This is a genomic window from Pseudomonas lijiangensis (assembly GCF_018968705.1).
In the GTDB taxonomy this organism is placed as follows: domain Bacteria; phylum Pseudomonadota; class Gammaproteobacteria; order Pseudomonadales; family Pseudomonadaceae; genus Aquipseudomonas; species Aquipseudomonas lijiangensis.
In genome coordinates, this window is record NZ_CP076668.1 from 556,285 (window position 1) to 582,877 (window position 26,593).

At 59.3% G+C, this 26,593-nt stretch carries 17 protein-coding genes; 15 read left to right on the forward strand and 2 right to left on the reverse strand.

Translation table 11 applies throughout. The features are described 5' to 3' along the window. Window positions 1-86 precede the first annotated feature (86 nt). From glnE to KQP88_RS02530, 8 genes are all read left to right on the forward strand, one after another. Window positions 87-3,044 carry a bifunctional [glutamate--ammonia ligase]-adenylyl-L-tyrosine phosphorylase/[glutamate--ammonia-ligase] adenylyltransferase gene (gene glnE, locus KQP88_RS02495; RefSeq protein ID WP_216704761.1) on the forward strand — a complete coding sequence of 986 codons (2,958 nt, stop codon included), beginning with the start codon at window positions 87-89 and terminating at the stop codon, window positions 3,042-3,044. 221 nt (window positions 3,045-3,265) lie between these two features. Next, window positions 3,266-4,300 (forward strand): lipopolysaccharide heptosyltransferase II, encoded by a 1,035-nt coding sequence (waaF, locus tag KQP88_RS02500; protein ID WP_200993885.1) that lies wholly within the window; start codon window positions 3,266-3,268, stop codon window positions 4,298-4,300. Between the two features lie 2 nt (window positions 4,301-4,302). After that, entirely contained in the window at window positions 4,303-5,367 is a 1,065-nt protein-coding gene (gene waaC, locus KQP88_RS02505) for a lipopolysaccharide heptosyltransferase I (protein WP_216704762.1), read from the forward strand. After that, the gene (locus KQP88_RS02510; protein ID WP_216704763.1) at window positions 5,367-6,491 is read left to right on the forward strand and encodes a glycosyltransferase family 4 protein; all 1,125 of its coding nucleotides are present in this window, start codon (window positions 5,367-5,369) and stop codon (window positions 6,489-6,491) included. Before waaC ends, KQP88_RS02510 begins: the two co-directional genes overlap by 1 nt. Next, window positions 6,488-7,294 carry a lipopolysaccharide core heptose(I) kinase RfaP gene (gene rfaP / locus KQP88_RS02515; protein ID WP_198724325.1) on the forward strand — a complete coding sequence of 269 codons (807 nt, stop codon included), beginning with the start codon at window positions 6,488-6,490 and terminating at the stop codon, window positions 7,292-7,294. The genes KQP88_RS02510 and rfaP overlap by 4 nt, the downstream gene beginning before the upstream one ends. After that, the gene (locus tag KQP88_RS02520; RefSeq protein WP_198724326.1) at window positions 7,294-8,028 is read left to right on the forward strand and encodes a lipopolysaccharide kinase InaA family protein; all 735 of its coding nucleotides are present in this window, start codon (window positions 7,294-7,296) and stop codon (window positions 8,026-8,028) included. Before rfaP ends, KQP88_RS02520 begins: the two co-directional genes overlap by 1 nt. Further along, window positions 8,025-8,780: a lipopolysaccharide kinase InaA family protein gene (locus tag KQP88_RS02525; protein ID WP_200993882.1), complete on the forward strand. Its 756-nt coding sequence runs from the start codon at window positions 8,025-8,027 to the stop codon at window positions 8,778-8,780. Before KQP88_RS02520 ends, KQP88_RS02525 begins: the two co-directional genes overlap by 4 nt. Next, the gene (locus tag KQP88_RS02530; protein ID WP_216704764.1) at window positions 8,780-10,213 is read left to right on the forward strand and encodes a lipopolysaccharide kinase InaA family protein; all 1,434 of its coding nucleotides are present in this window, start codon (window positions 8,780-8,782) and stop codon (window positions 10,211-10,213) included. Before KQP88_RS02525 ends, KQP88_RS02530 begins: the two co-directional genes overlap by 1 nt. A 19-nt stretch (window positions 10,214-10,232) precedes the next feature. On the opposite strand, the gene KQP88_RS02535 is transcribed toward KQP88_RS02530, so the two are convergent. Further along, entirely contained in the window at window positions 10,233-16,340 is a 6,108-nt protein-coding gene (locus KQP88_RS02535; protein ID WP_216704765.1) for a membrane-targeted effector domain-containing toxin, read from the reverse strand. A 321-nt stretch (window positions 16,341-16,661) separates the two neighbouring features. Between KQP88_RS02535 and KQP88_RS02540 the strand changes: the two genes are divergently transcribed. Genes KQP88_RS02540 through KQP88_RS02550 form a run of 3 tightly spaced genes read left to right on the forward strand, consistent with a single transcriptional unit; the run spans window position 16,662 to window position 20,261 of the window. After that, complete coding sequence (locus KQP88_RS02540; protein WP_216704766.1) at window positions 16,662-18,416, forward strand: carbamoyltransferase family protein; 1,755 nt, start codon at window positions 16,662-16,664, stop codon at window positions 18,414-18,416. Then, window positions 18,409-19,305 (forward strand): glycosyltransferase family A protein, encoded by an 897-nt coding sequence (locus KQP88_RS02545; RefSeq protein WP_200993878.1) that lies wholly within the window; start codon window positions 18,409-18,411, stop codon window positions 19,303-19,305. The genes KQP88_RS02540 and KQP88_RS02545 overlap by 8 nt, the downstream gene beginning before the upstream one ends. Next, complete coding sequence (locus KQP88_RS02550) at window positions 19,305-20,261, forward strand: glycosyltransferase family protein (protein WP_216704767.1); 957 nt, start codon at window positions 19,305-19,307, stop codon at window positions 20,259-20,261. The genes KQP88_RS02545 and KQP88_RS02550 overlap by 1 nt, the downstream gene beginning before the upstream one ends. Before the next feature lie 15 nt (window positions 20,262-20,276). Here the strand turns inward: KQP88_RS02550 and KQP88_RS02555 are convergent, their stop codons facing one another. After that, window positions 20,277-20,870 (reverse strand): BUD32 family EKC/KEOPS complex subunit, encoded by a 594-nt coding sequence (locus KQP88_RS02555; RefSeq protein ID WP_236249914.1) that lies wholly within the window; start codon window positions 20,868-20,870, stop codon window positions 20,277-20,279. A gap of 57 nt (window positions 20,871-20,927) precedes the next feature. On the opposite strand from KQP88_RS02555, the gene msbA reads away from it, so the two are divergent. From msbA to hldE, 4 genes are all read left to right on the forward strand, one after another. Then, window positions 20,928-22,715: a lipid A export permease/ATP-binding protein MsbA gene (gene msbA, locus KQP88_RS02560; protein ID WP_200993875.1), complete on the forward strand. Its 1,788-nt coding sequence runs from the start codon at window positions 20,928-20,930 to the stop codon at window positions 22,713-22,715. Next, window positions 22,715-23,611, forward strand: a complete 897-nt coding sequence (locus KQP88_RS02565) for a GNAT family N-acetyltransferase (RefSeq protein ID WP_216705873.1) — start codon at window positions 22,715-22,717, stop codon at window positions 23,609-23,611. The genes msbA and KQP88_RS02565 overlap by 1 nt, the downstream gene beginning before the upstream one ends. Window positions 23,612-23,625: 14 nt before the next feature. Further along, window positions 23,626-25,053, forward strand: a complete 1,428-nt coding sequence (locus tag KQP88_RS02570; RefSeq protein ID WP_216704768.1) for a PIG-L deacetylase family protein — start codon at window positions 23,626-23,628, stop codon at window positions 25,051-25,053. Between the two features lie 70 nt (window positions 25,054-25,123). Beyond that, window positions 25,124-26,545 (forward strand): bifunctional D-glycero-beta-D-manno-heptose-7-phosphate kinase/D-glycero-beta-D-manno-heptose 1-phosphate adenylyltransferase HldE, encoded by a 1,422-nt coding sequence (gene hldE, locus KQP88_RS02575; RefSeq protein WP_200993873.1) that lies wholly within the window; start codon window positions 25,124-25,126, stop codon window positions 26,543-26,545. Window positions 26,546-26,593 lie beyond the last annotated feature (48 nt).

Below are 26,593 nucleotides of genomic sequence, written 5' to 3' on the forward strand. Positions count from 1 at the left end.
TATAACTTTTGTTCTACATTCGGCGGTTGCGCATGAAACTTGCGGACATGGCAGGTAGCCCATTGCACGCCGATCAAGGATAGACCATGAGCCTACCTTCGCTGGCCGATTTTCCGGCCATCCTGCTGCCTTTAGTTACCCGTGCACAACAGACATTTCGTACAGCGCTGGCTGCGTTGCAAGACGATTCGCTGGCCTCTTTCGAGGCCTGGCCCGAGTCGCGCCGCAAGGCGTTCGATCGTGTCTGTGCATCCAGCGACTTCGTCACCGAACAGGTTTGCCGCGACCCTCGCATGTTGCTGGAGCTGGCGGAGTCTGGCGAACTGGAGCGCAGTTTCAGCGCGGGCGAACTGCGCGGGCAAATCGCTGCCGCCGTACAGGCTGCCAGCAGCGATGATGAACTGGGGCGTAATCTACGTCGCCAGCGCATGCGTCAGCAAGTGCGGATTATCTGGCGCGATCTTACCCGTCAGGCAGAACTGATCGAAACCTGCCGTGATCTGTCCGAGATGGCAGATGGCTCCATCGATCTGGCGTATCAATGGCTGTATGAGCGTCACTGCCAGTTGCTCGGTACCCCGACCGGGCGCCGCACCGGTCAGCCACAGCATATGGTCATCCTCGGCATGGGCAAGCTGGGGGCGGTGGAGTTGAACCTGTCTTCGGACATCGACCTGATCTTCGCTTACCCCGAAGGCGGTGAAACGGTGGGCGCCAAACGCGCGCTGGATAACCAGGAGTTCTTCATTCGTCTGGGGCAACGGCTGATCAAGGCACTGGACCCGGTGACCGTCGACGGCTTCGTGTTCCGCGTCGACATGCGTCTGCGGCCTTACGGTTCATCCGGGGCGCTGGTGCTGAGCTTCAATGCGCTGGAGCAGTATTACCAGGATCAGGGCCGTGACTGGGAACGCTACGCCATGATCAAGGCTCGCGTCGTGGGCGGCGATCAAACGGCTGGCGAGCAACTGCTGCAAATGCTGCGTCCGTTCGTGTACCGCCGTTACCTGGACTTCTCTGCCATCGAAGCGCTGCGCACCATGAAGCAGTTGATCCAGCAGGAAGTGCGGCGCAAGGGCATGGCCGAGAACATCAAGCTGGGCGCTGGCGGTATTCGAGAAGTGGAATTCATTGCCCAGGCCTTCCAGCTGATTCACGGCGGTCGTGACCTGAGCCTGCAGCAGCGCCCGCTGTTCAAGGTGCTTAAAACCCTTGAAGGCCAGGGCTATCTGCCTTCTGCCGTCACCGACGAATTGCGCGAAGGTTACGAATTCCTGCGCTACACCGAACATGCCATCCAGGCTATTGCCGACCGCCAGACCCAGATGCTGCCGGACAACGAGCAGGATCAGGCGCGCATTGCTTTTATGCTGGGCTTTGCCGACTGGTCGGCCTTCCATGAGCAACTGATGCATTGGCGCAATCGGGTTTCATGGCATTTCCGTCAGGTGATTGCCGACCCGGATTCCGATGCCGATGACGAGCAGCAGGATGACGATGAAGTCATCGTGGGCGGTGAATGGTTGCCGCTGTGGCAAGAGTCTCAGGATGAAGAGGCGGCGTGCCGTCAGTTGTCCCAGGCCGGTTTTGTCGATGCCGACAAGGCTATCCGGCAACTGGCCAACCTGCGCGGCAGCCCGCAGTTGCGTTCGATGCAGCGCCTGGGGCGCGAGCGTCTGGATGCTTTCATTCCCCGTCTGCTGGCCCAGGCGGTCGAACATGAAAGCCCGGATCTGGTCATTGAGCGGGTATTGCCGCTGGTCGAAGCGGTAGCCCGGCGTTCGGCTTATCTGGTGCTGCTCACGGAAAACCCCGATGCCTTGCGGCGCTTGCTGACGTTATGTGCGGCCAGTCCCTGGATTGCCGAGCAGATTGCCCGCTTCCCGTTGCTGCTGGACGAATTGCTCAATGAAGGTCGTCTGTTCAATCCGCCGCTGGCGCCGGAGCTGGCGGCCGAGCTGCAGGAACGGCTGATCCGTATCCCCGAGGACGATCTGGAGCAGCAGATGGAGGCTTTGCGGCACTTCAAGCTGGCCCATCGTCTGCGAGTGGCGGCGTCCGAGATTTCTGGCAGTTTGCCGTTGATGAAGGTCAGTGATTACCTGACCTGGCTGGCCGAGGCGATTCTGGAGCAGGTCCTGGCCCTGGCCTGGCGACATACCGTTGCCCGACATGGCACGCCTTCGCGTCCAGACGGCAGTCTGTGCGATCCGAGTTTTGTCATCGTCGGTTACGGCAAGGTGGGCGGCATCGAGCTGGGACATGGCTCGGACCTGGATCTGGTGTTCATTCATGATGGCGACCCGCAGACCGAAACCGATGGCGCCAAGCCCATCGACGGGGCGCAGTTCTTCACTCGTCTGGGCCAGCGCATCATCCACTTGCTGACGACCCAGACCAACTCCGGCCAGCTTTATGAAGTCGATATGCGGCTGCGGCCCTCCGGGGCGTCTGGCCTGTTGGTCAGTTCGCTTGGGGCTTTTGGCCGCTATCAGGAAAATGAAGCCTGGACCTGGGAACATCAGGCACTGGTGCGTGCCCGGGTGCTGGTCGGCAGCCCTGATGTGGGCAACGAGTTCGGCAAGGTCCGGGCCACGGTGTTGGGGCGCGAGCGCGATCTGGACAAGCTTCGTGCAGAAGTCAGCGAGATGCGCGCCAAGATGCGCGACAGCCTGGGGACTAAACTGACGGTGGCGGGAACGGCGGCCAATGCTTTCGATCCGGCCATGGTGTTCGACCTCAAGCAGGATGCCGGTGGTATCGTCGATATCGAATTTATGGTGCAATACGCGGCCTTGGCGTGGTCCAGAGAGCATCCCGCCCTGCTGCGCTACACCGATAACATTCGTATTCTCGAAGGTCTTGAAGAGGCCGGGTTGCTGCCTGATGTCGATGCCAGCCTGCTGCGCGAAGCCTATAAGGCATACCGCGCAGCGGCGCACCGTCAGGCCTTGCAGAACCAGGCCGGGACAGTGGCCGGAGATCAGTTTGAAGTCGAGCGGCGCGAAGTGATGCGGATCTGGGCAGGTTTGGGACTGACCTGAACCATCTTGTAGGAGGCAGCTTGCTGGCGAAGTCGCCAGCAAGCTGCCTCCCACAAAGTAATTTATGCCTTAGCTGATGGCATTGTTGTAGGAGCGGATTCATCCGCGAAGGGACGTTCCTGCGTTTATCAAACGCTATATATAGCTATGACAGGGAGGCGTCAGGTTGTGTGGGAAGGTCACGCAATCTGAAAGCCTCCCTGGCTGTTTTTGGATCGAGCATGAAAATTTTGATCGTTGGGCCTAGCTGGGTCGGTGACATGGTGATGGCGCAAACGCTGTTCCAGTGTCTGAAGCAGCGTCATCCTGAGTGCGAAATCGATGTGCTGGCTCCGGAGTGGAGCCGTCCGCTTCTGGAGCGCATGCCTGAAGTGCGTGCTGCCTTGAGTTTTCCGCTGGGGCACGGCGCGCTGGAACTGTCGACCCGACGCCGGATCGGCAAGTCCCTGGCCGGTCAGTACGATCAGGCCATTCTGCTGCCCAACTCCCTGAAGTCGGCGTTGGTACCTTTTTTTGCCGACATTCCCAAGCGCACTGGCTGGCGAGGCGAGTTCCGCTATGGCCTGCTCAACGACGTGCGGATCCTGGACAAGCAGCGCTATCCCCTGATGATCGAGCGTTTCATGGCCATGGCATTCGACAAGGGCGCTGAATTGCCGCGCCCTTATCCCAAGCCGAGCCTGCAGATCGACACTCAGGTGCGCGATGCCGCGCTGGCCAAGTTCGGCCTGACCCTGGACCGGCCGGTACTGGCGCTATGCCCTGGTGCCGAGTTCGGTGAATCCAAGCGCTGGCCGTCCGAGCATTATGCCCAGGTGGCCGAGTCCCGGATTCGTGAAGGCTGGCAGGTCTGGCTGTTCGGCTCCAAAAAGGATCATCCGGTCGGCGAAAGCATTCGCGAGTACCTGATCCCCGGTCTGCGCGAAGAAGCCGTCAACCTCAGCGGCGAAACGTCCCTGGCCGAGGCCATCGACCTGCTGTCCTGCGCCGATGCGGTCGTCTCCAACGATTCAGGGCTGATGCACGTGGCGGCTGCGCTGAACCGTCCGCTGGTGGCGGTCTACGGTTCGACATCGCCGGGCTTTACGCCGCCTCTGGCCGATGAGGTCGAGATCGTGCAACTGGGGATCGAATGCAGTCCCTGCTTCGAGCGCACCTGCCGTTTCGGCCACTACAACTGCATGCGCCTGCTTGAGCCGGATTCTGTGGTTCAGGCATTGGGGCGTCTGGGCGGCACTCCGGTGGAGGTCGCCTGACTTTGCGGGTATTGCTGATCAAGACTTCTTCGCTGGGCGACGTGATTCATGCCTTGCCAGCGTTGACCGATGCGGCGCAGGCGCTGCCGGGCATTCAGTTCGACTGGGTGGTGGAAGAAGGCTTTGCCGAGATTCCCACCTGGCACCCTGCTGTGGATAAAGTGATTCCGGTGGCGATCCGCCGCTGGCGCAAGAACCTGTGGCAGACCTTCAAGACCGGTGAGTGGAAGGGCTTCAAGCAGCGCTTGCGCGAAACGCACTACGACGTGGTCATCGATGCCCAGGGTCTGTTCAAGAGTGCCTGGCTGACCCGTTACGTCAATGCGCCGGTTGCGGGCCTGGACAAGAACTCGGCCCGCGAGCCCATCGCCAGCCGTTTCTATGACCGGCCTTACCCGGTGGCGCGTGGACAGCATGCGGTGGAGCGGTTGCGCCAGTTGTTCGCTCAGGCGCTGGGTTACGAACTGCCTGCGGGCCTTGGCAATTACGGCCTCAAGCGCCTGTCGGCACTGGATGAAACGCTGCAGGCGCCCTTCGTGCTGTTTCTGCACGGCACCACCTGGGCGACCAAGCACTGGCCCGAGGATTACTGGCGGCAACTGGCGCAGTTGATGGCTGCCCGAGGGCTGCAAGTGCGTCTGCCGTGGGGCAACCCGGCAGAAAAGGCCCGGGCCGAGCGGATTGCCGAGGGCCTGGAGCATGCGCAAGTACTGCCGAAACTGAATCTGGCGGGTGTCGCCAGGGTTCTGGCCAGCGCCCAGGCCTGTGTCGCGGTGGATACCGGTATCGGTCATCTGGCCGCCGCACTGGATGTGCCGACCATTTCCCTGTTCGGGCCGACCAATCCCGGCCTGACCGGTGCCTACGGCAAGTCCCAGGTGCATCTGGCCGGCGATTACCCGGCGTGCGCCCCTTGCCTGCAAAAGAAATGCACCTATCAACCGACGGCTGACGATCAGCAGCGGTTTGACCTCAAACGCGAGTGGCCGATGTGCTTCACTCGCTTGAATCCCGAGCGGGTAGCGAGCCAGTTGGGCGCGCTGTTGCTGGCAAAGGAACACCACTGATGCAACTGGCTTTCGTACTCTACAAATATTTCCCGTTCGGCGGCCTGCAGCGCGACTTCATGCGCATTGCTCTGGAATGCCAGGAGCGCGGGCACCAGATTCGCGTCTACACCCTCATCTGGGAAGGCGATGTGCCGCCTGGCTTCGAGGTACTGGTGGCGCCGGTCAAGGCATTCTTCAACCATCGGCGCAACGAGAAACTCAGCGCCTGGATGGAAGCGGATCTGGCCAAGCGCCCGGTTGACCGCCTGATCGGCTTCAACAAGATGCCGGGCCTGGATGTGTATTACGCCGCCGATGGCTGTTTCGAGGACAAGGCGCAGAACCTGCGTAATTCCCTGTACCGCAAATGGGGCCGTTATCGCCATTTTGCCGAGTACGAGCGTGCGGTATTCGCCAGAGAGGCGAAAACCCAGGTCCTGATGATTTCCGAAGTGCAGCAGCCGTTGTTCATCAAGCATTACGACACGCCATTGTCGCGCTTCCACCTGCTGCCGCCGGGTATCTCCCAGGACCGTCGTGCGCCACCCGATGCGCCCGAGATTCGCGCCGGGTTCCGCAAGGAGTTCGGGCTGGCCGACGATGACCTGCTACTGGTGCAGATCGGCTCCGGTTTCAAGACAAAAGGCGTGGATCGCAGCCTCAAGGCGCTGGCCTCCTTGCCCGCCGAACTTAAAAAACGCACGCGTCTGTTTGTAATCGGCCAGGACGACCCCAAAGTATTCCAGCTGCAAAGCGCAGCACTGGGGCTGGGCGAACAGGTGACCTTCATGAAAGGGCGTAGCGATATTCCGCGTTTCCTGCTCGGCGCCGACCTGCTGATTCATCCGGCGTATAACGAGAACACCGGCACTGTGCTGCTTGAAGCCCTGGTGGCCGGCTTGCCGGTGCTGGTCAGTGCGGTCTGTGGCTATGCTCATTACATTGCCGAAGCCGACAGCGGCCTGGTGCTGGATGACCCGTTCGAGCAGTCACAGCTCAACGGTTATCTGGCCAGGATGCTCGAAGACGATGCGGCACGTCGAGCCTGGGGCGCGAATGGCCTGGTGTTCGCCGATACGGCGGACCTCTACAGCATGCCGCAGCACGCTGCCGATGTGATCCTGGCGGAGCACGATCAATGAAGCTGTTCCTCGCTGAGCCGTTCAAGAGCCTGTGGGCCGGGCGTGATGCATTCACTGAGGTCGAGGCGCTTGATGGTCAGGTGTATCGCGAGCTGGAAGGGCGTCGCACGTTGCGCACCGAGGTCGATGGGCGCGGTTACTTCGTCAAGATTCATCGTGGCATCGGCTGGAGTGAAATCGCCAAGAATCTGGTGACTGCCAAGCTGCCGGTGCTGGGCGCTGGCAAGGAGTGGGACGCGATAGCCCGTCTCAAGGAAGTCGGCGTGCCGACCATGACCGCCGTGGCTTATGGCGAACGTGGCAGCAATCCGGCTGCCCAGCATTCGTTCATCGTCACCGAAGAGCTGGCCCCCACCGAAAGCCTGGAAGATGTCAGCATCAACTGGCGTAACGAGCCGCCCGAGCCGCGCCTGAAACGGGCATTCATTGCCGAAGTCGCACGCATGGTCGGCATGATGCACCGCGCCGGGGTCAACCATCGGGACTGCTACATCTGCCACTTCCTGTTGCACACCGACAAACCGGTGACAGCCGACGATTTCAGGCTGTCGGTCATTGACCTGCACCGTGCCCAGACCCGCCGCGCAATCACGCCGCGCTGGCGTAACAAGGATCTTGCCGCGCTGTATTTCTCGGCGCTGGACATCGGTCTTACCAGACGCGACAAACTGCGTTTTCTCAAAGGTTACTTCCAGAAGCCATTGCGTGAAGTGCTGGCTCGTGAAGCCTCATTGCTGCGCTGGCTGGATAAAAAGGCGGACAAGTTGTATCAGCGTAAACTGCGTTACGGAGATGCGCTCTGATGGCGGGTTGGAATCTTGAGCCGGAATACGCCTTCCTGGCTGAGGACTTCGGCAATCTGGATGCGGTTTTTGCCTTGCAGGGCGAACAGCTGACCAGCGATCTGCTCTCCGAAGTGATTCGTGTGGAGCGTGGCGGCGTGACCTATTACGTCAAGCGCTACACCGGTGCCGGTAAAGGCCTGCGTCGTTATCTGGGGCGGCCACGGGTCAAGTCCGAATGGCAGAACCTCAAGCGTTTCGCCAAATGGGGAATCCCGACGGCCGACGTCGTGGCCTGGGGCCTGGAGCGCAAGGGCGCTGCCTACGATCGCGGCGCGCTTATCACCCGCGAGTTGCCACGTACCGAAGACCTGTCCGAACTGGCGCGTCATAAAGACTCGCGTCTGTCGGACCGTGCCTGGGTCGATGTCATCAGCCGGCAACTGGCCCGCTGCACCCGGATCATGCATGACCAGCACTTCACCCATAACGATCTGAAGTGGCGCAATCTGCTGGTCGACGATGAGTCCAGGCTGTTTTTCATCGATTGCCCCAACGGTGCGTTCTGGTGGAGCTTCATGCTTCGCTACCGGATCACCAAGGATCTGGCCTGCCTGGACAAGGTCGCCAAATACCATTTATCCGCCACCCAGCGACTGCGCTTCTACTTGCAGTACCGCCAGCGGGATCGTTTGAATGCATCCGACAAGAAGCGCATTCGTCATGTCGTCAGTTTTTTCGAGGGGCGTGAATGAGCGTTTTCATCGCCGATGCCGACCGTGCCCTGCTTGAGCGCCATGGTCTGGCCGACTTTCAGTCGCTGTGGGATATAAAGCTCGATGCTGTCGATGAGCCCAATACCGGGCGCGGCGGCTGGAGCAGTGTGTTTCGTCTGGAGCTGGAAGGTCAGGGCTTTTATCTGAAGCGTCAGAGCAATTACCTGACCCATACGCTGCATCATCCGTTTGGCGAGCCGTCGTTCTCCCGCGAGTTTCGCAATATCACACGCTATAAGAAGCTGGGTATCCCGGCGTTGCAGGCCGTGTTCTATGGCGACAGCAAGGTTGATGGCGAGCGCCGTGCGATTCTGATGACTCGTGCGCTGGACGGCTGGACGGACCTGTATGTCTTGCTTGAGCAATGGTCCAGCCTGGACGCCAGCCAGCACACCGCCATCATCAAGGCCTGTGGGCAACTGGCTCGCACCCTGCATCGGGCCGGGCAGGTTCACGGCTGTTTCTATCCCAAGCATATTTTCCTCCAGGCCCGTGGCGATGCTTACGTGGCGCAACTGATCGACCTGGAGAAAACCCGCCCGGTCTTTTTTGGCAAGCGTGATCTGATCAAGGATCTGGAACCCTTGCTGCGTCGTGCCACGGCCTGGGGCGCCGACGATTTGCGTGTGCTGCTGGCCGCTTATCTGCAGGCGGCTCCCGACAGTGCGCAGGTCGATGCCTGGTGTCTGCGCCTGGGCCAGCGTGGTCAACACAAGCGGGAGGCGCGCTGATGCGTTTGTCTGAACTCAAGAATGTCGGACGCACACCTGAGCTGCCTCTGAACGTGACGTTGGCCGACACCATTGGCCCGGCCGATCTGCAACTCTTGACGCTGCTGCGCGTGCTGCCGGGTCAACGCTATGTCGGCGCGGGTGTCTGGCGCGGTCGTACGGTGCTGGCGAAGCTGCTGGTGGGCAATAAGGCTGCCCGACATTTCCAGCGTGAGCTGGATGGCGTCCGTCTGCTGGCCGAGCAAGGCCTGACCACGCCACTGCTGCTGGCCGATGGCTTGCAGGAAGGCGAGGGCGGCTGGTTGCTGTTCGAGTTTCTGGATGGTGCCGAAAGCCTGGGCGATGCCTGGGAACAGGTCCGGAATCTGCCGCCGCTGGCCGATGAGCAGCAGTCGGTACTGGGTGAAGCGCTGTCAGCCATTGCCCTGCTGCATGCCAAGGGTTTGTGGCAGGAAGACCTGCATCTGGACAACCTGCTGCGCCATAACGGCCAGCTGTACCTGATCGACGGTGCCGGTATTCGTGTCGAAGAGGCCGGCAAGCCGTTATCCCGACAGGCCGTGCTGGAAAACCTCGGTGTGTTTTTCGCTCAGTTGCCCAAGTCGCTGGAGCCTTTCACTGAAGAGTTGCTGGTGCAGTATCTGTTGAGCAATGCCGAACACGCCTTGCCCATGGAAGCCCTGCAGAAGCAGATCGACAAGGTGCGTAGCTGGCGTCTCAAGGATTACCTGAACAAGACCGGCCGTGATTGCAGCCTGTTCAGTGTCGAAGACAGCGCTTCCCGGTTCCGGGCGATTCGCCGTGAAGAAGAAGCCGTTCTGTTGCCCGTTCTGGAACAGGCCGATGCGTTGCTCGACAAGGGCCACCTGTACAAGACCGGTGGCGCGGCCAGCGTGGGCCGGGTCGAAGTCAATGGTCGTCCGCTGGTCATCAAGCGCTATAACATCAAGAATTTCAGCCACTGGCTCAAACGCTTCTGGCGCCCGAGCCGTGCCTGGCATTCCTGGCGTGAGGCCAATCGGCTGGAGTTCCTGGGCATCGCCACGCCCAGACCGCTGGCGGTGCTGGAGCAACGTGTACTGGGCCTGCGCCGCAAGGCGTATCTGGTCACCGAGTTCTTGCAGGGGCCCGACATCATCAAGCGGTTCGCACCTCATGTGGAATCGGGGGATGTGCCGGAAAATGAACTGCTGGCACTGGACCGTCTTTTCGAGCAATTGATCCGTGAACGCATCAGTCATGGCGACCTCAAGGGCCATAACCTGTTCTGGCATGAAGACCGCTGGGCCCTGATCGATCTGGACGCCATGCAGCAACACAGTTCCCAGTCATCCTTTGCCGCTGCATTCGCCCGCGACCGTGCGCGTTTCATGCGCAACTGGCCGACTGACAGTGCGCTGCACCGGTTGCTGGAGCAGCGCTTGCCAAGGTAGGACACATCTGTGTCACGGATCAGGACACATACGTCATGTGGAACTCCTCAAGTGCTGCCACCAGTGCAAACATATTGTTGTAAGGCTTCATGTGGACGTTGGTCCAGGCCGGACGATCTATGTAGATCTTGCCTTCGGCATTGGTCTGGACCCGCGTGCGGTAAATGAATGTGTCCCGTGAGCGGTGAACGATGTTTTGCAGGCCGCCTTCCGATTGCTCGATCATGAACATTCCAGGCCTGAACAGTCGTTCCTCGATGGGCAGAGGCTGCTCGGGACGTAGGGAAATGGCCCGGGTCGCTCCCGGTATTTCCATTTCCACCAGATAGTCGCTTTTGATGGGCACGGTTTCAGTGCTCAGGCCGCGCCTTATGCTGTCGCCCGGATCGATTGTCACACCTCTGGATTGTCCGGGTGGCGCATCGGTAACCCGCAAGCCTATCCCTGCTTCCAGCTCGGCGATGCCCGGTATGATTTTCTGGTAGGTATTGGCGTGAGTGTTGCCCACCAGTGCGATCCACTTGTGCTTGCCCATGACTTCCTGATGTTTGCGAATGGTGATGTGAGCGAAGTAATTCATCATTTGCTGGCGGGAAGTGGGGGCTTCTCTGAGGAGACCCTTGAGGTAATAGCTCGCGGAGCAGTCGATTGCGCGGATTTCCACACCGTTCTGTTGTGCCTTGATCACTAACTGCTCGAAGTTATAGATCCCGTTCGGGTCGGTATGGTGGACTCTGTCGAGTATCTTGAGGTCATGCAGCAAGGTCTTGTTCATCTGTCCGGTTTCGAAAAACCGGTCCAGGTCCGCCTGATGCACGTCTGTCAGCAGATGTTCCATATACAGCGTCTTGACCTTCCGCTGCGATAACAGTGGCAGGTTGTCGATAATCAGCTTCTTGCTGGCCACTGCAGAGTGAGACTCGCCAATCACCAGCCCGTCGGTATGGTGGTAAAGCGTCTGCAGAAAGTCCGGCAATGGAGTTTGCGGATCGACGTTGGGCAGTTTCGGTCGTGCTGGCAGTTCGAGGGTGGCGATATTGCGGGCATCGGCTTGCAACTTGCTGCGCACCTTGAAGAACTTGTTCCTTACCTCGCCCAGTTCAGGGACCATGAAGAAGTAGTGCTGGTCCAGCCCCTTGTGTTCGAAGTTTGCCAACTGGTACAGAGTGGCTCTGTTCTCCACCGGAAGTTCGTAAGTAGCGTCTGCCAGCGACTGCTGGATGGCGCTCGGCGGGCTGTTGGGCGTCCATTGCTCGGGTTCTATGCGCAACCAGCCTTCGGTCTCGTTCCAGCGAAATCCGTATTCGCCGGCCCAGATTTGTACATTCTCCCGTCCTTGCCTGTTGCCCAGCTCCTTGAACAGGGCCATGTCCAGCAAAGTGCTTTCGGGTGGTTTTTTTGCCTGGCTGATGATCAACGGGTTGGCGAACTCTATGGTGAAGTCGCTGCGGGCTGCGTCGTCGGCTGAGGCCGTGCCTGCAGTGCTTCTGATCCTCGTATGGCTGCCGCTCGCAACTTCCTGGATATGAACGCTGGGCACGCCTTCAAGCTCGGCAATGCCGGGAACCTGGCCATGGGTCGTCGCCAGCTTTTCATCCAGCAGGGCGATCCAGCGCCTGGAGGGGTCGGCCGCCACATCACTGCTGATGACTTTATGGCCAAAGAAATTGCTCATTTTCTGGCCAGCGACCGCATCGTCAACGGCGGCCGAAACGGGGTGCCTGATGAGCGGGTAGCTGATCGAAGAGCTGAACGGGCGGACTTCGATGCCATGCCTGTGGGCCATCTTGATCAGGTGGTAATAATCGTACTCGGTCGTCTGGTTGTTCAGGGCCTTGTCGTTGATATATTCGAGATGCTCCTTGATTTCATGAGAGCCGGAGCGGGTCTTTTTGCCCAGTTGGCGATAGCGGGCAAGTTTTGGCAGATGCTTGTCAGTGAACAGATGTTCGATATACAGAATCTCCACCCGCTCCTTGGCCAGCAACGGCATGTTCTGGATCAGCAGTCGCTTGCTGGCGACCGATCTGGGCGTTTCGCTCAGGACCAGGCCGTTGTTCTGTGCAAGCAGGCTCTCGAACAGCGTGTCGATGCTTGCCTCGGGTTTCAGGGCAGGCAATGAGGGACGTGGTGGCAGGGTTGGGGAAGCAAAAAAGGCATTGGCATCGCGGTAAAGCTTTTCTCGGAGAGCGGTGAGTTTCCGGCGCATGTCCACGAAGTAGGTTTCGAAGTATGGCATCAGGCCCAGACCGCTCGGATCGTAGCCTTCCCCGCTGATAATAAGGTCCATATGAGGCCGCATCGACTCTGGTAGCTCGTAATCGCCCAGAATCGTGCCGGGGCTTGCAATCTCGTCCTCGGGTAATGGTCGGTAGTTCTGTGGGCTGTCACGTCCGCCGCCACGTAACTGCTGGCGGTCGGCGAGTCGCCATTTGCCCTGCTCGTCCAGACGAACGGGTTGTTTGCCGAAGAAGGCGAACGGGTTGTGAGGATCGATGATCTGCCAGCTGCGGATCTGCGCGTCGTATTGCACCTCGAAGCTTTTGCCGGAGAGTTCGATGTAGTGTTTGCCATTGACGATGCAGACGCCCTTGGCGTGACCATCGCCGATACGTGGGACTTTGTTCAGTGAAACATGGACTTCAAACCCGTGGTGCACCCCCGCATGGGACGGTGTTGCAATGTCGAGCGTCGAGCCCGAGGGCTGCCATGTCCCGCCAGCTCCGGGTTTGATGAATTGCCCGGTGCTGCCGACTTCGGTCGGGTAGCTGCTGACATTGCGCATGACCGGGAAGTAGCCGTTGCTGTCCGGTTTGCCGACCAGAAAAGTTTCATTGTTCAGGTTCACGGGATACAGGTCTTCGTAACGAGGTAACGAAGCTGTCCTTTGTAACGGGCGCAGTGCCGAGTCGGGAGGCGGTGGTGGGCCTGCCTGACGAACCACGCTGCCGAAACCCTTCAGGCCTGAATGCAGATCGCCTGCCGCTCCGAAGCTGTTGAGCATGGCGGTCAGTATGTAGGCGCTGGCGGTTTCGCTGTCGCCGTCACGCAATGACTGGAGCGCGCGTACGGTGTCATGCAGCGACAGCAAGGCACCCACGACAAAGCTGGCAGGCGGAAATGGCAGGGTGATAATGGTGGCTATCACTTCGACGCTGACCCAGATCAGACTGGTCAGCATGTCATTGCGCCCGGTGGTGGTTTCTTCCACATCTCTCAGTTTGCGCAGGATCGGACGGTTGAAGCAGGTATCCGCGAAGTCGGCAATGGATTCTCTGGGCAAAAAGGGTGCCTTGTTGGCGTTGCCCTTGCGCATATCGTTGAGAAAGAACGACAGGGTCTTGCGTGATTGCAGGCGGCAGCGGTCCTTGTAGTAATCGATCATGCCCGGCGTGCCCAGGGAATCGGTGAAGCTGCCGAACAGACGGAACTCGATGCCGTCCGGTGCCTGTGGCGTGTAAAGCAGCGCTGCCTGCCTGATGGACATTGGAAGAACGGCTATACAGCCTTGTACGGTTTCGACGTGAGTCAGGTTGGTGTCGGGGATGACCAGTTGATTGATACCTTCCAGTCTCGAGGCGATAAAGGGTTTGTCTATATGGATCTGCAAGGGATACAGCGGATATTGCGCGCGTATCGGGGCTCCGCTCAGGTGGGCGTGATCGATGGAGTCCCGCAGCCATTGATACTGCGTTGCGTTGATATGGCCCTTGAGCAGGCTGCGCAAGGCCGCGGCTTTCATCTGTAGCTGGGTTATCAGCAGGCTGGTATTGCGGCGGTATTCATAGCCTTGTGAGGCCGCATTGAGCAGAGTGCGCTTCACGAGAGCGATATATTCGTCGGCCAGCCATTGACTGCGTACCGACTCGGCGACTTTCTGCGGCGACAGCGCACTGAGGTTCACGCCTTTCGGACCGCTGAAACTGGCCTCGGTATCGGCGGTGCTGCGGATGATGCCTATGCTGTCGTCATAGCCATTGAGCAGCATGTCGGTGTAGGTGATGGTTTCGCGCTCACTGCGGATCACGATCAGGTCGGGGTCCACGCTGCCAGCCGGTACGCCGAGCAGCTTGCCGATCTGCTGGCTGGCCCGTTCGTGTACATAGTCCTTGAACGGCTGCATCTGGGTATGGGGTTTGTCGTCGTAATTCTTGCGTGCGCCGTTGGCGGCGTCTTCCAGGGCTAAAAGCTCCTGGCGCTGGGCGGGGCTGGCATTTCGGTACCAGGCAGGTGTGTGGTGTTCCTGTTCGGACATCGCCACGCGAGCATGCTGTTCGGCCAGGATGTTCAGAGCCCTGTCAAAGCCCGACAGGCTGACCAGTTGGAGAAAGTCCGCCGAAGGGTAGGGTTTGAGTTTCAGCGCCGCCAGTTTCTCTGCAAGTATGCTGCGACTCGTCACTTCGATCTGTTTGAGCAGGTAGTCGCACAACGGGGCCGAGGCGCTCCAGGAAACCAGCTCGTTGCGCAGTTGGGTTTCATTGTCAAAAGCCCAGAAGCACTGAGGCTGAGGAATGTCGAGCGCGACCATGATCAGGCGCTCCAGCTGGCCGCTTGCCGTTTCCTGGCGAATCACCAGCAGCTTGCTCAGTATCAGGCTGTTCATCTTGACCTGCTGGACCAGCAGCCGTGAGTTCGTTGTTGCCTGTTGCGGGTTCGTCACGGCTTCGACGGTTGTGACGTCTCCAGGCTGGATGTGGCCCTGCATTTTCGCCGCGTACGCCAGGGCGCTTATCTGACGGCGGGTCAGAAGCTCCATGAGTTGCTGGTTGTGTTCCTTGCGGTTCTCGGTCTGCTGAAAGGCGGCGAAAGTCAGTCGCAGATCGAGTTTTTCGATGACCTTTGCCAGATAAGCCGGAGTCAAGGAGGCGTAATCTTTTGCCAGCGGTTCGCCTTCAAGGCTGAAGGTCGTATGCTCCAGAAATTCCGAGCCTGCGGTTCGGTCACCGGGGTGCAGACCGTAGAGCGCCAGGTCTGCCAGTGAGCGGGGCACCGTGTAGGGTTCGCCTGTCACGGGAAGGGTGCGCTGAGTGCTTACAAGGAGCGCGCTCGGATCCAGTTCGTAACCCAGGTCGTTGGCCAGTCTCGTGCGCAGTTGTGCCCTGGCAAACTGCTCCGGGGAGGCGGCCGCATTCAGGGCGCTGATCGTGACGTTGCGGGCCTGATCGTACTGTCGCAGGCGCTCGGCATAGGCGTTGCGATCTTCCTGGCTGGCCATCTTGATCCAGTCCGGCAGGCTGCGGCGATAGCGTCTTTCCAGAGAGGCCAGCTCGCGCAGCTCCAGCATGGCGCCCGGTCCGAACAGGCCGCGCATGGCAATGGCATTCTGAATCCGTGTCTTGCGTGTTTTCCGGTCATCGCCCTTTGTCTGTGTGCAGGCGTAGCGGACATCTTCGTGCTGTTTATCCAGCAGCCTTTCCATGGCGTAGGTGTAAGGCGCACCGACGATGGGCGTGAGCAGCAGATCGGCGGCGGTGAAGGGGTCGAGATGCAGATCCGGATCGTTGTCGATGGCTGTCAGAACGTCCTGGTAGCGCTGTTCGGTGCAATTGAGCAGTGCATCTTTCAACGTCGGGTCATTGAGCCAGCCGGCGAGGGTTTTGCACATTTCTTCCAGGCTGGTGAAGCCCGCGACTCCGATGCCGGGCAGGACCAGCAGGGCAGGGCCCTGGTCCTGGGACATCACCAGGGCGCCAGCCACTTCTGCCCGTTCGTTTTCCTGAAGTTGCACATGCAGGGCAAAGTTTCTGGCTGGGGCCGCGCTGGTGCTGTCCGACCGACGGCGCGATGTGGGCAGGCATGCAAGATGCTGTGTACCGAGATCGCGCTCGTGAATCCTGATGCTCAGTTCGTCTCGCAGGGCTTGCTGCATGCCGGTCAAAAATTTCTCGTAGCGGGTTCCATCGGGCGCACTGGGCGCATCCCAGTAATCATTGATGCGCTGCAGCAGGCGGACGGTTTTATGCTCTTGCCGTGAGGCGTCTGCATCCAGCAGGGCGTCATCGACTGCCGGCAGCCCCTTGAGATCGGTGAGCAGGTCGATGCTCAGTTCCGAGAGTCTTTTGAGGGCGGCCGTAGCTGCCGGCAAGGTATCGTTGGGGAACCCGTGTGGAGGGGGTAATGTTTCCATCGTGTGTGTTTTCCGTTGAGCACTTTAAGCTCTGAGGTTTGATTGAGGGCCGTCGGGCCGACTGTGATGACCTTCAATCAATCAGAAACAGTGCGCAGCGGGGGCGTAGATAATTATTGGATGCCTGACATGGGGAAGGTATTCCCGCCTTTCGTTGATGGCACCTGGCTGTATATTCCCATCGGCTTTCAGTCCCCGAGCCAAATCCCCGGTCATTACGCTATAATCGCGCGCTTTAGCTGTCCCTGGCTCGCAGTGCGGGGGGCACACCTTATTCTCGGGCGCTCTGCGCCTGCATGCAGACTAAAGAGGCTAGACCCAGTGGCATTGACGATTCTTGGCCTGTCCGGCGCCCTTAGCCATGATCCTTCCGCAGCGCTTTATATCGACGGCAAGCTGATTGCGGCGGCTGAAGAAGAGCGTTTCGTTCGCGATAAACATGCAAAGAACCGCATGCCCTACGAGTCGGCGAAGTTCTGCCTGGAACAGGCAGGCATCAAGCCTTCGGACGTCGATGTGGTTGCGATTCCATTCGCGCCGATCAGCCTGTTCGGCAAGGCCCGCTGGCACTATGCCAAGCGCTACTGGTACGCACCTGATCGCGCACTCGATGCGCTGTTGATGGGCAACCGCCGCTACAAGCGCTATCGCAACAAGATTGTCTGGTGCCTCGAGCAATTGGGCTTCGATCCGAAAAAGATCAAGATCGAGCCGGTCGAGCACCACCTGGCCCACGCTTCCAGCGCTTACCATTGCTCCGGTTTCAAGGAAAAGACCGCGATCATGGGTATCGACGGCAAGGGTGAGTACGCCACGACCTTCTTCGGCTATGGCGAAAACGGCAAGATCCACAAGATCAAGGAATTCTTCGATCCGGACTCCCTGGGCGGCCTGTATGGCGCGATCACCGAGTTCCTCGGCTTCGAGATGCTCGATGGCGAGTTCAAGGTCATGGGCATGGCGCCGTACGGCGATGCGAGCAAGTACGACTTCTCGCGCCTGGCGACCTTTGAAAACGGCGAACTGATCATCAATACCGAGCTGGCCAACGTCATCGGCCTGCGTCGCTATAAAGAAAACGGCAAGGGCTTCTACTTCTCGCCGAAGCTGATCGAATGGCTGGGTCCGAAACGTGTGGGCGATGTGGCCGATGAGCCTTACATCCACTACGCCGCCAGCATGCAGGTGCTGTTCGAGAAACTGGCGCTGCAGATGATGGATCACTACCTGGGCGACATCCTCAGGGAAACCGGCAAGATCGCCTTCGCCGGTGGCTGTGCGCTGAACGTGAAGCTGAACCAGCGCATCATTGCCCGCCCGGAAGTGAAAGAACTGTTCGTCCAGCCAGCCTCCGGCGACGCCGGTACGGCGGTCGGTGCTGCTGCCTATGTGTCCCACGCCCGTGGCGTGCCGGTCGAGAAGATGGAGCACGTCTACCTCGGCCCGGCCTACAGCAACGAAGACGTGATCGCGGCCTGCGCCCGTCACCCGAACAAGCCGGTCTGGCGCCAGATCGAAAACACCCCTGAGCGCATCGCCAGAATCATGGTCGAAGGCAATCCGGTGGCCTGGTTCCAGGGCCGCATGGAGTTTGGTCCGCGTGCCTTGGGTGGTCGTTCGATCATCGGTTGCCCAAGCATTCCGGGCGTTGCCAACCGTATCAACGAACAGATCAAGTTCCGCGAGCGCTGGAGGCCTTTCTGCCCGTCGATGCTCGACACCGTGGCTCCACAGATGATCACCATCGATCACCCGGCGCCGTTCATGACCTTCACCTTTGAAGTGGCTGAAGAGTGGAAGACCCGCGTGCCGGAAGTCGTTCACGAAGACGGCACGTCCCGTGCCCAGGTGCTCAAGCGCGAATACAACCCGCGCTACTACGACATGATGAAGGCGCTGGAAAACCTGACCGGCAACGGTGTGTCGCTCAACACCTCGCTCAACCGTCGTGGCGAGCCGATGATCTGTTCGCCGACCGACGCGCTGAACATGTTCTTCGGGTCGGATCTGCAGTACCTGATCATGGAAGACATTCTGGTGGTCAAAGACGGCGTGGACACGTACGAGAATGCCTGAGCCACTGATCAGCGTCGTCATCCCGGCCTACAACTATGCTTCGTTGTTGCCGCGAGCGATTGATTCGGTGCTGTCTCAGTTGGCAGATGATGTTGAGCTGGTGATCGTCAATGATGGTTCCACCGACGACACCCGGCAGGTGCTCGATGACTATCAGGCTCGCCACGCAAGTGGCTTGACCGTGGTGCATCAGGCCAATGCCGGTGCGGCGGCGGCGCGTAACCATGGCGTGCGTCTGGCTCGGGGCCGCTATGCCCTGATGCTGGATGCCGATGACGAGTTGTTGCCTGATGCCCTGGCCGCGTTGCGCAAGGCCGTGACGGATAACCCTGACGTCGGGCTGGTGCTGGGTGGACAGGTTTCTGTCTACCCGGACGGGCGTGAGCGGGTTCGCCAGCCGACGCCGGCCCAAGGCAGTGCGCAGCAGTTGATTCGCCGGTATCTGTTGCAGAAGAAAATCGCGATTTCCCATTGCTGCACTCTGTTGCGGCGTGACCTTCTGCTCCAGCGTCCTTATCCGCAAAGCCTGCGTTCGGGCGAGGATATTCCGGTGTTTGCCTACGTCCTGGTCAGCGCACCTGTTGCGCTGGTGCAGCAGCCGATTGCGCGTATCTACAAGCATGCCGACAGTCTGCGCCATAGCCGGGCCGACGAAGAAAGCGTGGCCACAGGGCTGATCAAGGAAGTATTCGCACACTTGCCGGACGAGTGCCGTGTTCTTCTGCCTCGCTATTCGGCTCAGGTCTATCTTTCGTTGTTCCGTGCCGCTCAACTGGCTGGCGATTACTCCGTAGCGCGTCGCTATTACCTGCGTGCTCTTCGTTTCAGTCCCTTGCAGGCACTGAAGTGGAGTTACGTGCGCAAGGCGCTCAAGTTCGGGAAGCGCTGATGCGCATTCTGGTCCTGACCTGCACGCCGAGAGAGCCCGATAACCGCCAGCTGTGGCAGGGCCTCAAGCGCTTTGGCGATGTGGAAGTGCGCTACGTCGATCGCGAGCAGCACAAGCAGTTGGGCCGTGTCTTGAGCGGGATCGATTTCTCGCTCTATGACCGCGTCGTGGTCGATCTGCTCTTTCGCTATCTGTGCAGGCAGGCTCGTCAGCTCAAGCGTATTTCGGGGCTGCTGATCTACGAGGAAGACGCCTGTCAGGAGTTCATTTCCGGCTCGCGGTGGCAGGGGAAGTTTTCCGCTTTCTATCGCACGATACCCAACGCCAGGGTAATCATGACCGGCTTTCGGGTCGCCGAACGCTTTCGTGAAATGGGCGTCGATGCCCATTTTCTGGCCAAGGGCTATAACTCTTCCTCGTTATACGTCAGTGGCATCGAGCGTGATATCGAACTGGGCTTCATCGGTCGTCTGGGCAGTGATACGTACCGTGAGCGGCGGGATTTCCTGCAAGGTGCTGTTGAGCGCTACCAGCTTGAGCTCATGCGAACTGCGCCCGGCGACGAGTACCGTGAAGCGCTCAATCGCATCCGGGTATTTGTCAGTGCGGATATCGGACTTGGCGAATACATGGCGAAGAACTTCGAGGCCATGGCGTGCGGCTGTGTATTGCTGGCTTACCGCCAGGGGCAGGGCGAAGAGCAGGCGATCGGCCTGGAAGATGGCGTCAATGCCATGCTCTACGGCAATGAACGGGAGTTCTCGGAAAAGCTGGCACTGTTACGCAGTGATCCCGCGTTGCTTGCCCGTGTCGGGGAGCAGGGGATGCTTTTTGCGCAGCAGTATCTTGATTACTTCAAGCAGTCCGAAGTCGTTTTTCGGCACCTTTCGCAGGATTTCCCGGAGCCTGAGGCCATGAGCTTCTTTGACCGGCTGATGCTCAGGCTCGGAAGATAATCGCTCCGGCTTTTCTCAGGCCCTTGCCTGATTCGCAGCCACGTCATAAGCACGCATGAGCTCGTCCCACGGGAAATCGGAAATCTTGCTGCGCCGCAGGTAATTCTGCAGATGCTGGAAGTTGCGTCTTACCATCGACTTGCTGAGGGGCTTTCTCTTGAAACGGGTGTCGAGGAAGTCGATCAGGCCAAAACCCTGGTCGGGCGTACGCAGCACATTGCCAAGATGCAACGAGCGGAAATAGATGCCCCGTTGATGCAGGAAGAGGATGTAGCGGGCAAGTTCGGGCAGCAGGTTCATGAACGTTTCGAACGACTGCTTGTAGAGCGAGTCCAGAGGCGTGCCGGGCAAGGGTTGATACAGGCACGCGCTGATGCCTTTGGAAGGCTCGACCCAGAACACATCGTTGACCTGCGGCGTGCTGATGCCGCGCTCGCGCAGGCGGCAGCTTTGCTGATAAAAACGTTGAGCATCGGGGTTCAAACGAACCAGAAACGGATGGCGCCTGCTGCGAAAAATCTTCAATAGCTCACCGCTGGCAAGGCTGATGACCTTGGGGCCATGGCTGTCTTTTTCCAGAACGGTCCCTTCGGTTAGCCAATCTTGCATTTGGTTCGCTGTTACAATGCGCATCTGTCTCTCTTATGAATGGTACGGGGCGCTTTAATGGCCAGTTCTACCCAGCAGTCAAGCATGAAAATCTATCTGAGATTGTTGAAATACGTGGTCCCCTACTGGAGGTCGTTTGCCGTAAGTATCATCGGCTTTCTTCTGTTTGCCTCCAGTCAGCCCATGCTGGCCGACATGCTCAAACACTTTCTCAATGCCCTGCAGGAGCCGGATGGCAGCAAGTTTCTTGGCGTATCGCTGATTCTCGGGGTACCGCTGCTGATTGTACTCATTGCGGTCTACCAAGGCATAGGCTCATTTTTGGGTAACTATTACCTGGCAAAAGTGGCTCGTGGCGTCGTTCATGACCTGCGCTGCTCCCTGTTCGATAACCTGCTGACGCTGCCAAACCGTTATTTCGATAACCACAATTCGGGCCATCTGATCTCGCGCATCACCTACAACGTGACCATGGTCACCGGTGCTGCCACCGATGCAATCAAGGTGGTGATTCGCGAAGGCCTGACGGTTGTCTTCCTGCTCGCTTATCTGCTGTACAGCAACTGGAAGATGACCCTCGTCATGCTGGCCATCCTGCCGATCATCGCAATCATGGTCAGCAGCGCCAGCAAGAAATTCCGCAAGCAGAGCAAGAAGATCCAGGAAGCCATGGGCGACGTTACCCATGTGGCGTCCGAAGCTATCCAGGGCTATCGGGTTGTGCGCAGTTTCGGCGGCGAAACTTACGAGAAGCAGCGTTTTCATGACGCCAGCGCCAGCAACATGAACCGCAGCCTGGGGATGACCCGCACGCAGTCCATCTATACCCCGATGCTGCAACTGGTCATTTATGTGGCGATGGCGATTCTGATGTATCTGGTGCTGTACATGCGCGGTGACGCCTCTGCTGGCGAACTGATTGCCTACATCACGGCGGCAGGTCTGTTGCCAAAGCCGATTCGTCAGCTTTCGGAAGTGAGTGCGACCATCCAGAAGGGCCTGGCGGCTGCCGAAAACATTTTCGAGCAACTGGACGAAGAGCCTGAAGTGGACAGCGGCACCTGCGAGCAGGAGAACATCTCCGGTCGTCTGGAAGTGCGTAACCTGACGTTCTCCTATCCCAATGTCGAAACGCCTGTGCTCAAGGATATTTCCTTTACCGCCGAGCCCGGGAAAATGGTCGCGCTGGTGGGGCGTTCGGGTAGCGGCAAGTCCACACTGGCCAACCTGATTCCGCGTTTCTACCATCACAGCGAAGGGCAGATCCTTCTCGATGGTGTCGATGTCGAAGATTACAAACTGAACAATCTGCGCCAGCACATCGCGCTGGTGAACCAGCAGGTCACCCTGTTCAACGATACCGTTACCAACAACATCGCCTACGGTGATCTTGCCGGTGCGCCTATCGAAGACGTGCAAAAGGCTGCCGAAGCCGCCTATGCCGCCGAGTTCATCGTACAGATGCCTCAGGGCTACGAGACGCTGGTGGGCGAGAACGGTGTCCTGCTTTCCGGCGGGCAGCGTCAGCGTCTGGCGATTGCTCGTGCGCTGCTCAAGAATGCGCCGCTGCTGATCCTCGACGAAGCGACTTCGGCACTTGATACCGAGTCCGAGCGCCATATCCAGGCAGCACTGGATGAAGTGGTCAAGGGACGTACGACGCTGGTCATTGCTCACCGCCTGACCACCATCGAGAAGGCCGATCTGATCCTGGTCATGGACCGTGGGCAGATTGTCGAGCGCGGTACCCATGAGCAACTGCTTGCTCTCAATGGTTACTACGCACGTCTTCACGAGAAGGATTTCAAGGAAGAAAGCGAGGGCGTTACAGGAGGCGCCCTTTGATTCTCGGGCATCTTCGCAGTTGGCGTGAGCGTGGCTGGACCCCTGTTGATGCAAGCGAGTATGCCCGTATCTGGGAACGCTATGGTGGCAGTGTTGCCACCCATCCTCAGGTCATAGAGCGGTTGTCATCGCTGGTCGGCATCCCCGTGCGCTACCTGGCCGTAGTGCGCGACGGCCAGACGATTGCCGGGCTGCCAGCCTGGGGGCGTCATATTGCGCTTTCGCGTGATGTCACCAAGCGCAAGGGATTGCGTGGCATGTTCGATCTGGGCAACTCAGAGATCATCCTGCCCATAGCGGCAGATTGCACGGTGCCAGTGCGCCATCGCATGCGCTATGTCTCGGAACTCAACAGTGGCCGGGTCGGCAACCTGCGCCTTCAGTCCGAAGGCTTGGCGATGGCTCGTCGTCCCGAGGAATACAGCAAGAAGTTTCGTTATAACCAGCGTCGCGAGCAGCGCTTGCTGGAGGAGGCTGGCGGGCTGATTCGCCCGATGAGTGAGCTGACCTCCGCCGAGCAGGCTTCGATCTACGCAGACCTGTTTCACAAGCGCTGGGGGTTCGACGTACCCGGCAAGGATCATCTGACGGAAGTATTTTCCCTGTTGCGGGAATTCATGACGGGGTCGGTTGTGTACGTGGCCGACCGTCCTGCGGCCATACAGGTGCTGTACCGTGTCGATGCGCCTGAATGGGTGAGTCTCGAGTACGTCAATGGCGGCGTCGATCCGCAGTTCAATGAACTGAGCCCCGGTAGTGTCCTGAGTTTCGTGAACACCCAGACGCAATGGGAATACGCAGATTCCCTGGGCAAGCCATTGCGTTATTCGTTTGGTCGCGCAGACCGGGAATACAAAAGCCGCTGGTGTAACACTCACCCGGTGTATCAGATTTAAAGAAGAGGGCTGCCATGAGCGGGCGTAAGGACGAGTTGCTGAAGCGCCACAGGCGACGTAAGCGTTACCTGGCCGTTTCAGTGCTGATTGCACTGGTGCTGGTGGGTGTTCTTGTTACATGGTGGGTGCCGCCCGTGCTTGTGCTTCTGGCCTGGGTGGCTCACGAGGCCTGGTTTGCAGATCACCTGTTCTACGAGCCTGGCAGTGACTATTGCTACGACTTCCCGGACAGCGCCCGTGTTATTGAAGTCGGGTTGCGCAACGGCACGCTGGAACTGCCGACCGGAGCATCGCTGTCAGGCAGCGACACCCTGATTCTGGCTGTTGAACTCAAGGCCAACTGGCTGGGACGCTGGCTTGATCCTTATGTGCGTGTGGGTAACGATCGTCAGGATTTCGAGCGCGGGGTCGCAGGCAGGCGCTATCTGAACCTGACAGGCCAGGAAGCGGCATTGATGCAGGGGACGCTTTCACTTGTCCCGCACCGCTGCAAGGCCGTTGGTTCGCTCACGCTCTATGCCATGAGCAATCCCGATTACAGCGCTCAATCGCTTCTGGTGCTGGCCCCTCATGCCGATGATGCAGAACTTGCGGCCTTCGGCCTTTACAGTCGCGCACCTGATGCCGCGATCATGACCCTGACCCAGGGCGAGATAGAAGCCGAGAGCTACCGTCGCTTTGGTCTGGACGCTGAGCAGTCTGCGGTGCTCAAGGGGCGTCTGCGGACCTGGGACAGTCTGGCTGTGCCTTTGTGGGGCGGCGTGGCTCAGGATCATTGTGTCCAGTTGGGTTATTACTGTTTGCGTCTGCCTGAAATGCAGGCGCAGCCCACCGTGCCGTTCGGCTCCCGCGAGTCAGGGGAGAGCGATATCCGTCTCTGGCGCAAGGCCTCGGCCTTTGCCTTGCCTTCCGAGGCTGACGGGCTGGCGACCTGGAACAATCTGGTGGCTGACATTGTGCGTGTCCTGGAACATTTCAGACCGCAAGTAGTTGTCACGCCGCATCTGGAGCTGGATCCTCACCGTGACCATGTCGCCGCGACCGAGGCCTTGCTGCAGGCCATCGAGTTGAGCGAGTGGCGTCCCGGTACATTGCTGTTGTATGCCAATCACCTGCATGACAATGACCGCTGGCCCATGGGCCCGGCAGATTACGGTATAGCCTTGCCACCGGCGACGGCTGCGATGAAGCCTCTGGCTGTCTGCAGCATCCTTCTGGATGGCGCTCAACGCATGGACAAGGCAATGGCTCTGGCCATGCAGCATGACCTGCAGGATCCGCTGCCTTTCAAAAAGCAGGTCCGGCGGTGGATTCAGCAGTTGCTGGCTGGCAGGCGCTGGCCTGTTACAGGCAGTAACGAGTTTTTCCGCAAGGCTGTACGGCGCCATGAGCTGTTCTGGGTGCAGGATGTCAAACCTCGCACCAGCGCCGAAAAGGTATAGCTGCTTGCTGGCGTCTTGAGCCAAATTGGCTATGTTATGATCCGCGTCGTTTTTTGCCCCTGGAGTTTCCATGAAGTTGTCCATGCCGCGTTTCGATCAAGCGCCTGTCCTTGTGGTCGGCGATGTCATGCTCGACCGGTACTGGCATGGTGGTACCTCACGGATCTCTCCTGAGGCACCGGTGCCGGTCGTCAAGGTCGACCAGATCGAAGACCGTCCCGGCGGTGCTGCCAACGTTGCGTTGAACATCGCCGCCCTGGGTGCGCCTGCCGCGCTGGTTGGCGTGACCGGCGAAGACGAAGCTGCCGAAAGCCTGGCCAACAGCCTGAAGGCTGCCGGTGTGCGTGCGCACTTCCAGCGTATTGCCCATCAGCCGACCATCGTCAAACTGCGGGTCATGAGCCGTCACCAGCAATTGCTGCGCATCGACTTTGAAGAACCCTTCATGACCGACGCCCTGGCCTTGAGCGTGGAAGTCGATACCCTGCTCGATGGCATCAAGGTGCTGGTACTTTCCGATTACGGCAAGGGCGCCCTGAAAAACCATCAGGTGCTGATCAAGGCTGCACGTGATCGAGGCATTCCGGTGCTGGCCGATCCCAAGGGCAAGGACTTTGCCATCTACCGGGGTGCGAGCCTGATTACCCCGAACCTGAGCGAGTTTGAAGCCATCGTCGGCCATTGTGTCGACGAGAGCGATCTGGTCGCCAAGGGCGCAAAACTGATGAACGAGCTGGAGCTGGGCGCGTTGCTGGTTACCCGTGGTGAGCACGGCATGACCCTGCTGCGTCTCGACCATCCACCTTTGCATCTGCCGGCCCGCGCCCGTGAAGTATTCGATGTGACCGGTGCTGGCGATACGGTCATTTCCACACTGGCGGCAGCCATTGCCGCTGGCGAAGACCTGCCTCACGCCGTGGCTCTGGCGAATCTGGCGGCAGGTATCGTCGTCGGCAAGCTGGGGACCGCGGCGATCAGCGCTCCGGAACTGCGCCGTGCCATTCAGCGTGAAGAAGGCTCCGAGCGCGGTGTTCTGGGGCTGGAGCAACTGCTGCTGGCCATTGACGACGCTCGTGCCCACCAGGAGAAGATCGTCTTCACCAACGGCTGTTTCGACATTCTGCATGCAGGCCATGTGACCTACCTGGAGCAGGCCCGCGCTCAGGGTGATCGCCTGATCGTCGCAATCAATGACGATGCTTCCGTCAGCCGCCTCAAAGGTCCGGGTCGTCCGATCAACAGCGTTGACCGCCGTATGGCCGTTCTGGCCGGTCTGGGCGCTGTGGACTGGGTGATCAGCTTCCCTGAAGGCACCCCGGAAAACCTGCTGCGCCATGTCAAACCGGACGTGCTGGTCAAGGGCGGCGACTACGGAATCGATCAGGTGGTCGGCGCTGAAATCGTCCAGGCCTATGGTGGTGAAGTGAAGGTCTTGGGGCTGGTTGAAAACAGCTCGACCACCGCGATTGTCGAGAAAATCCGCGGGCAGTGATCGGCGGACAATGATTGTGGGAGCAAATTTATTCGCGAAAGGCTATTT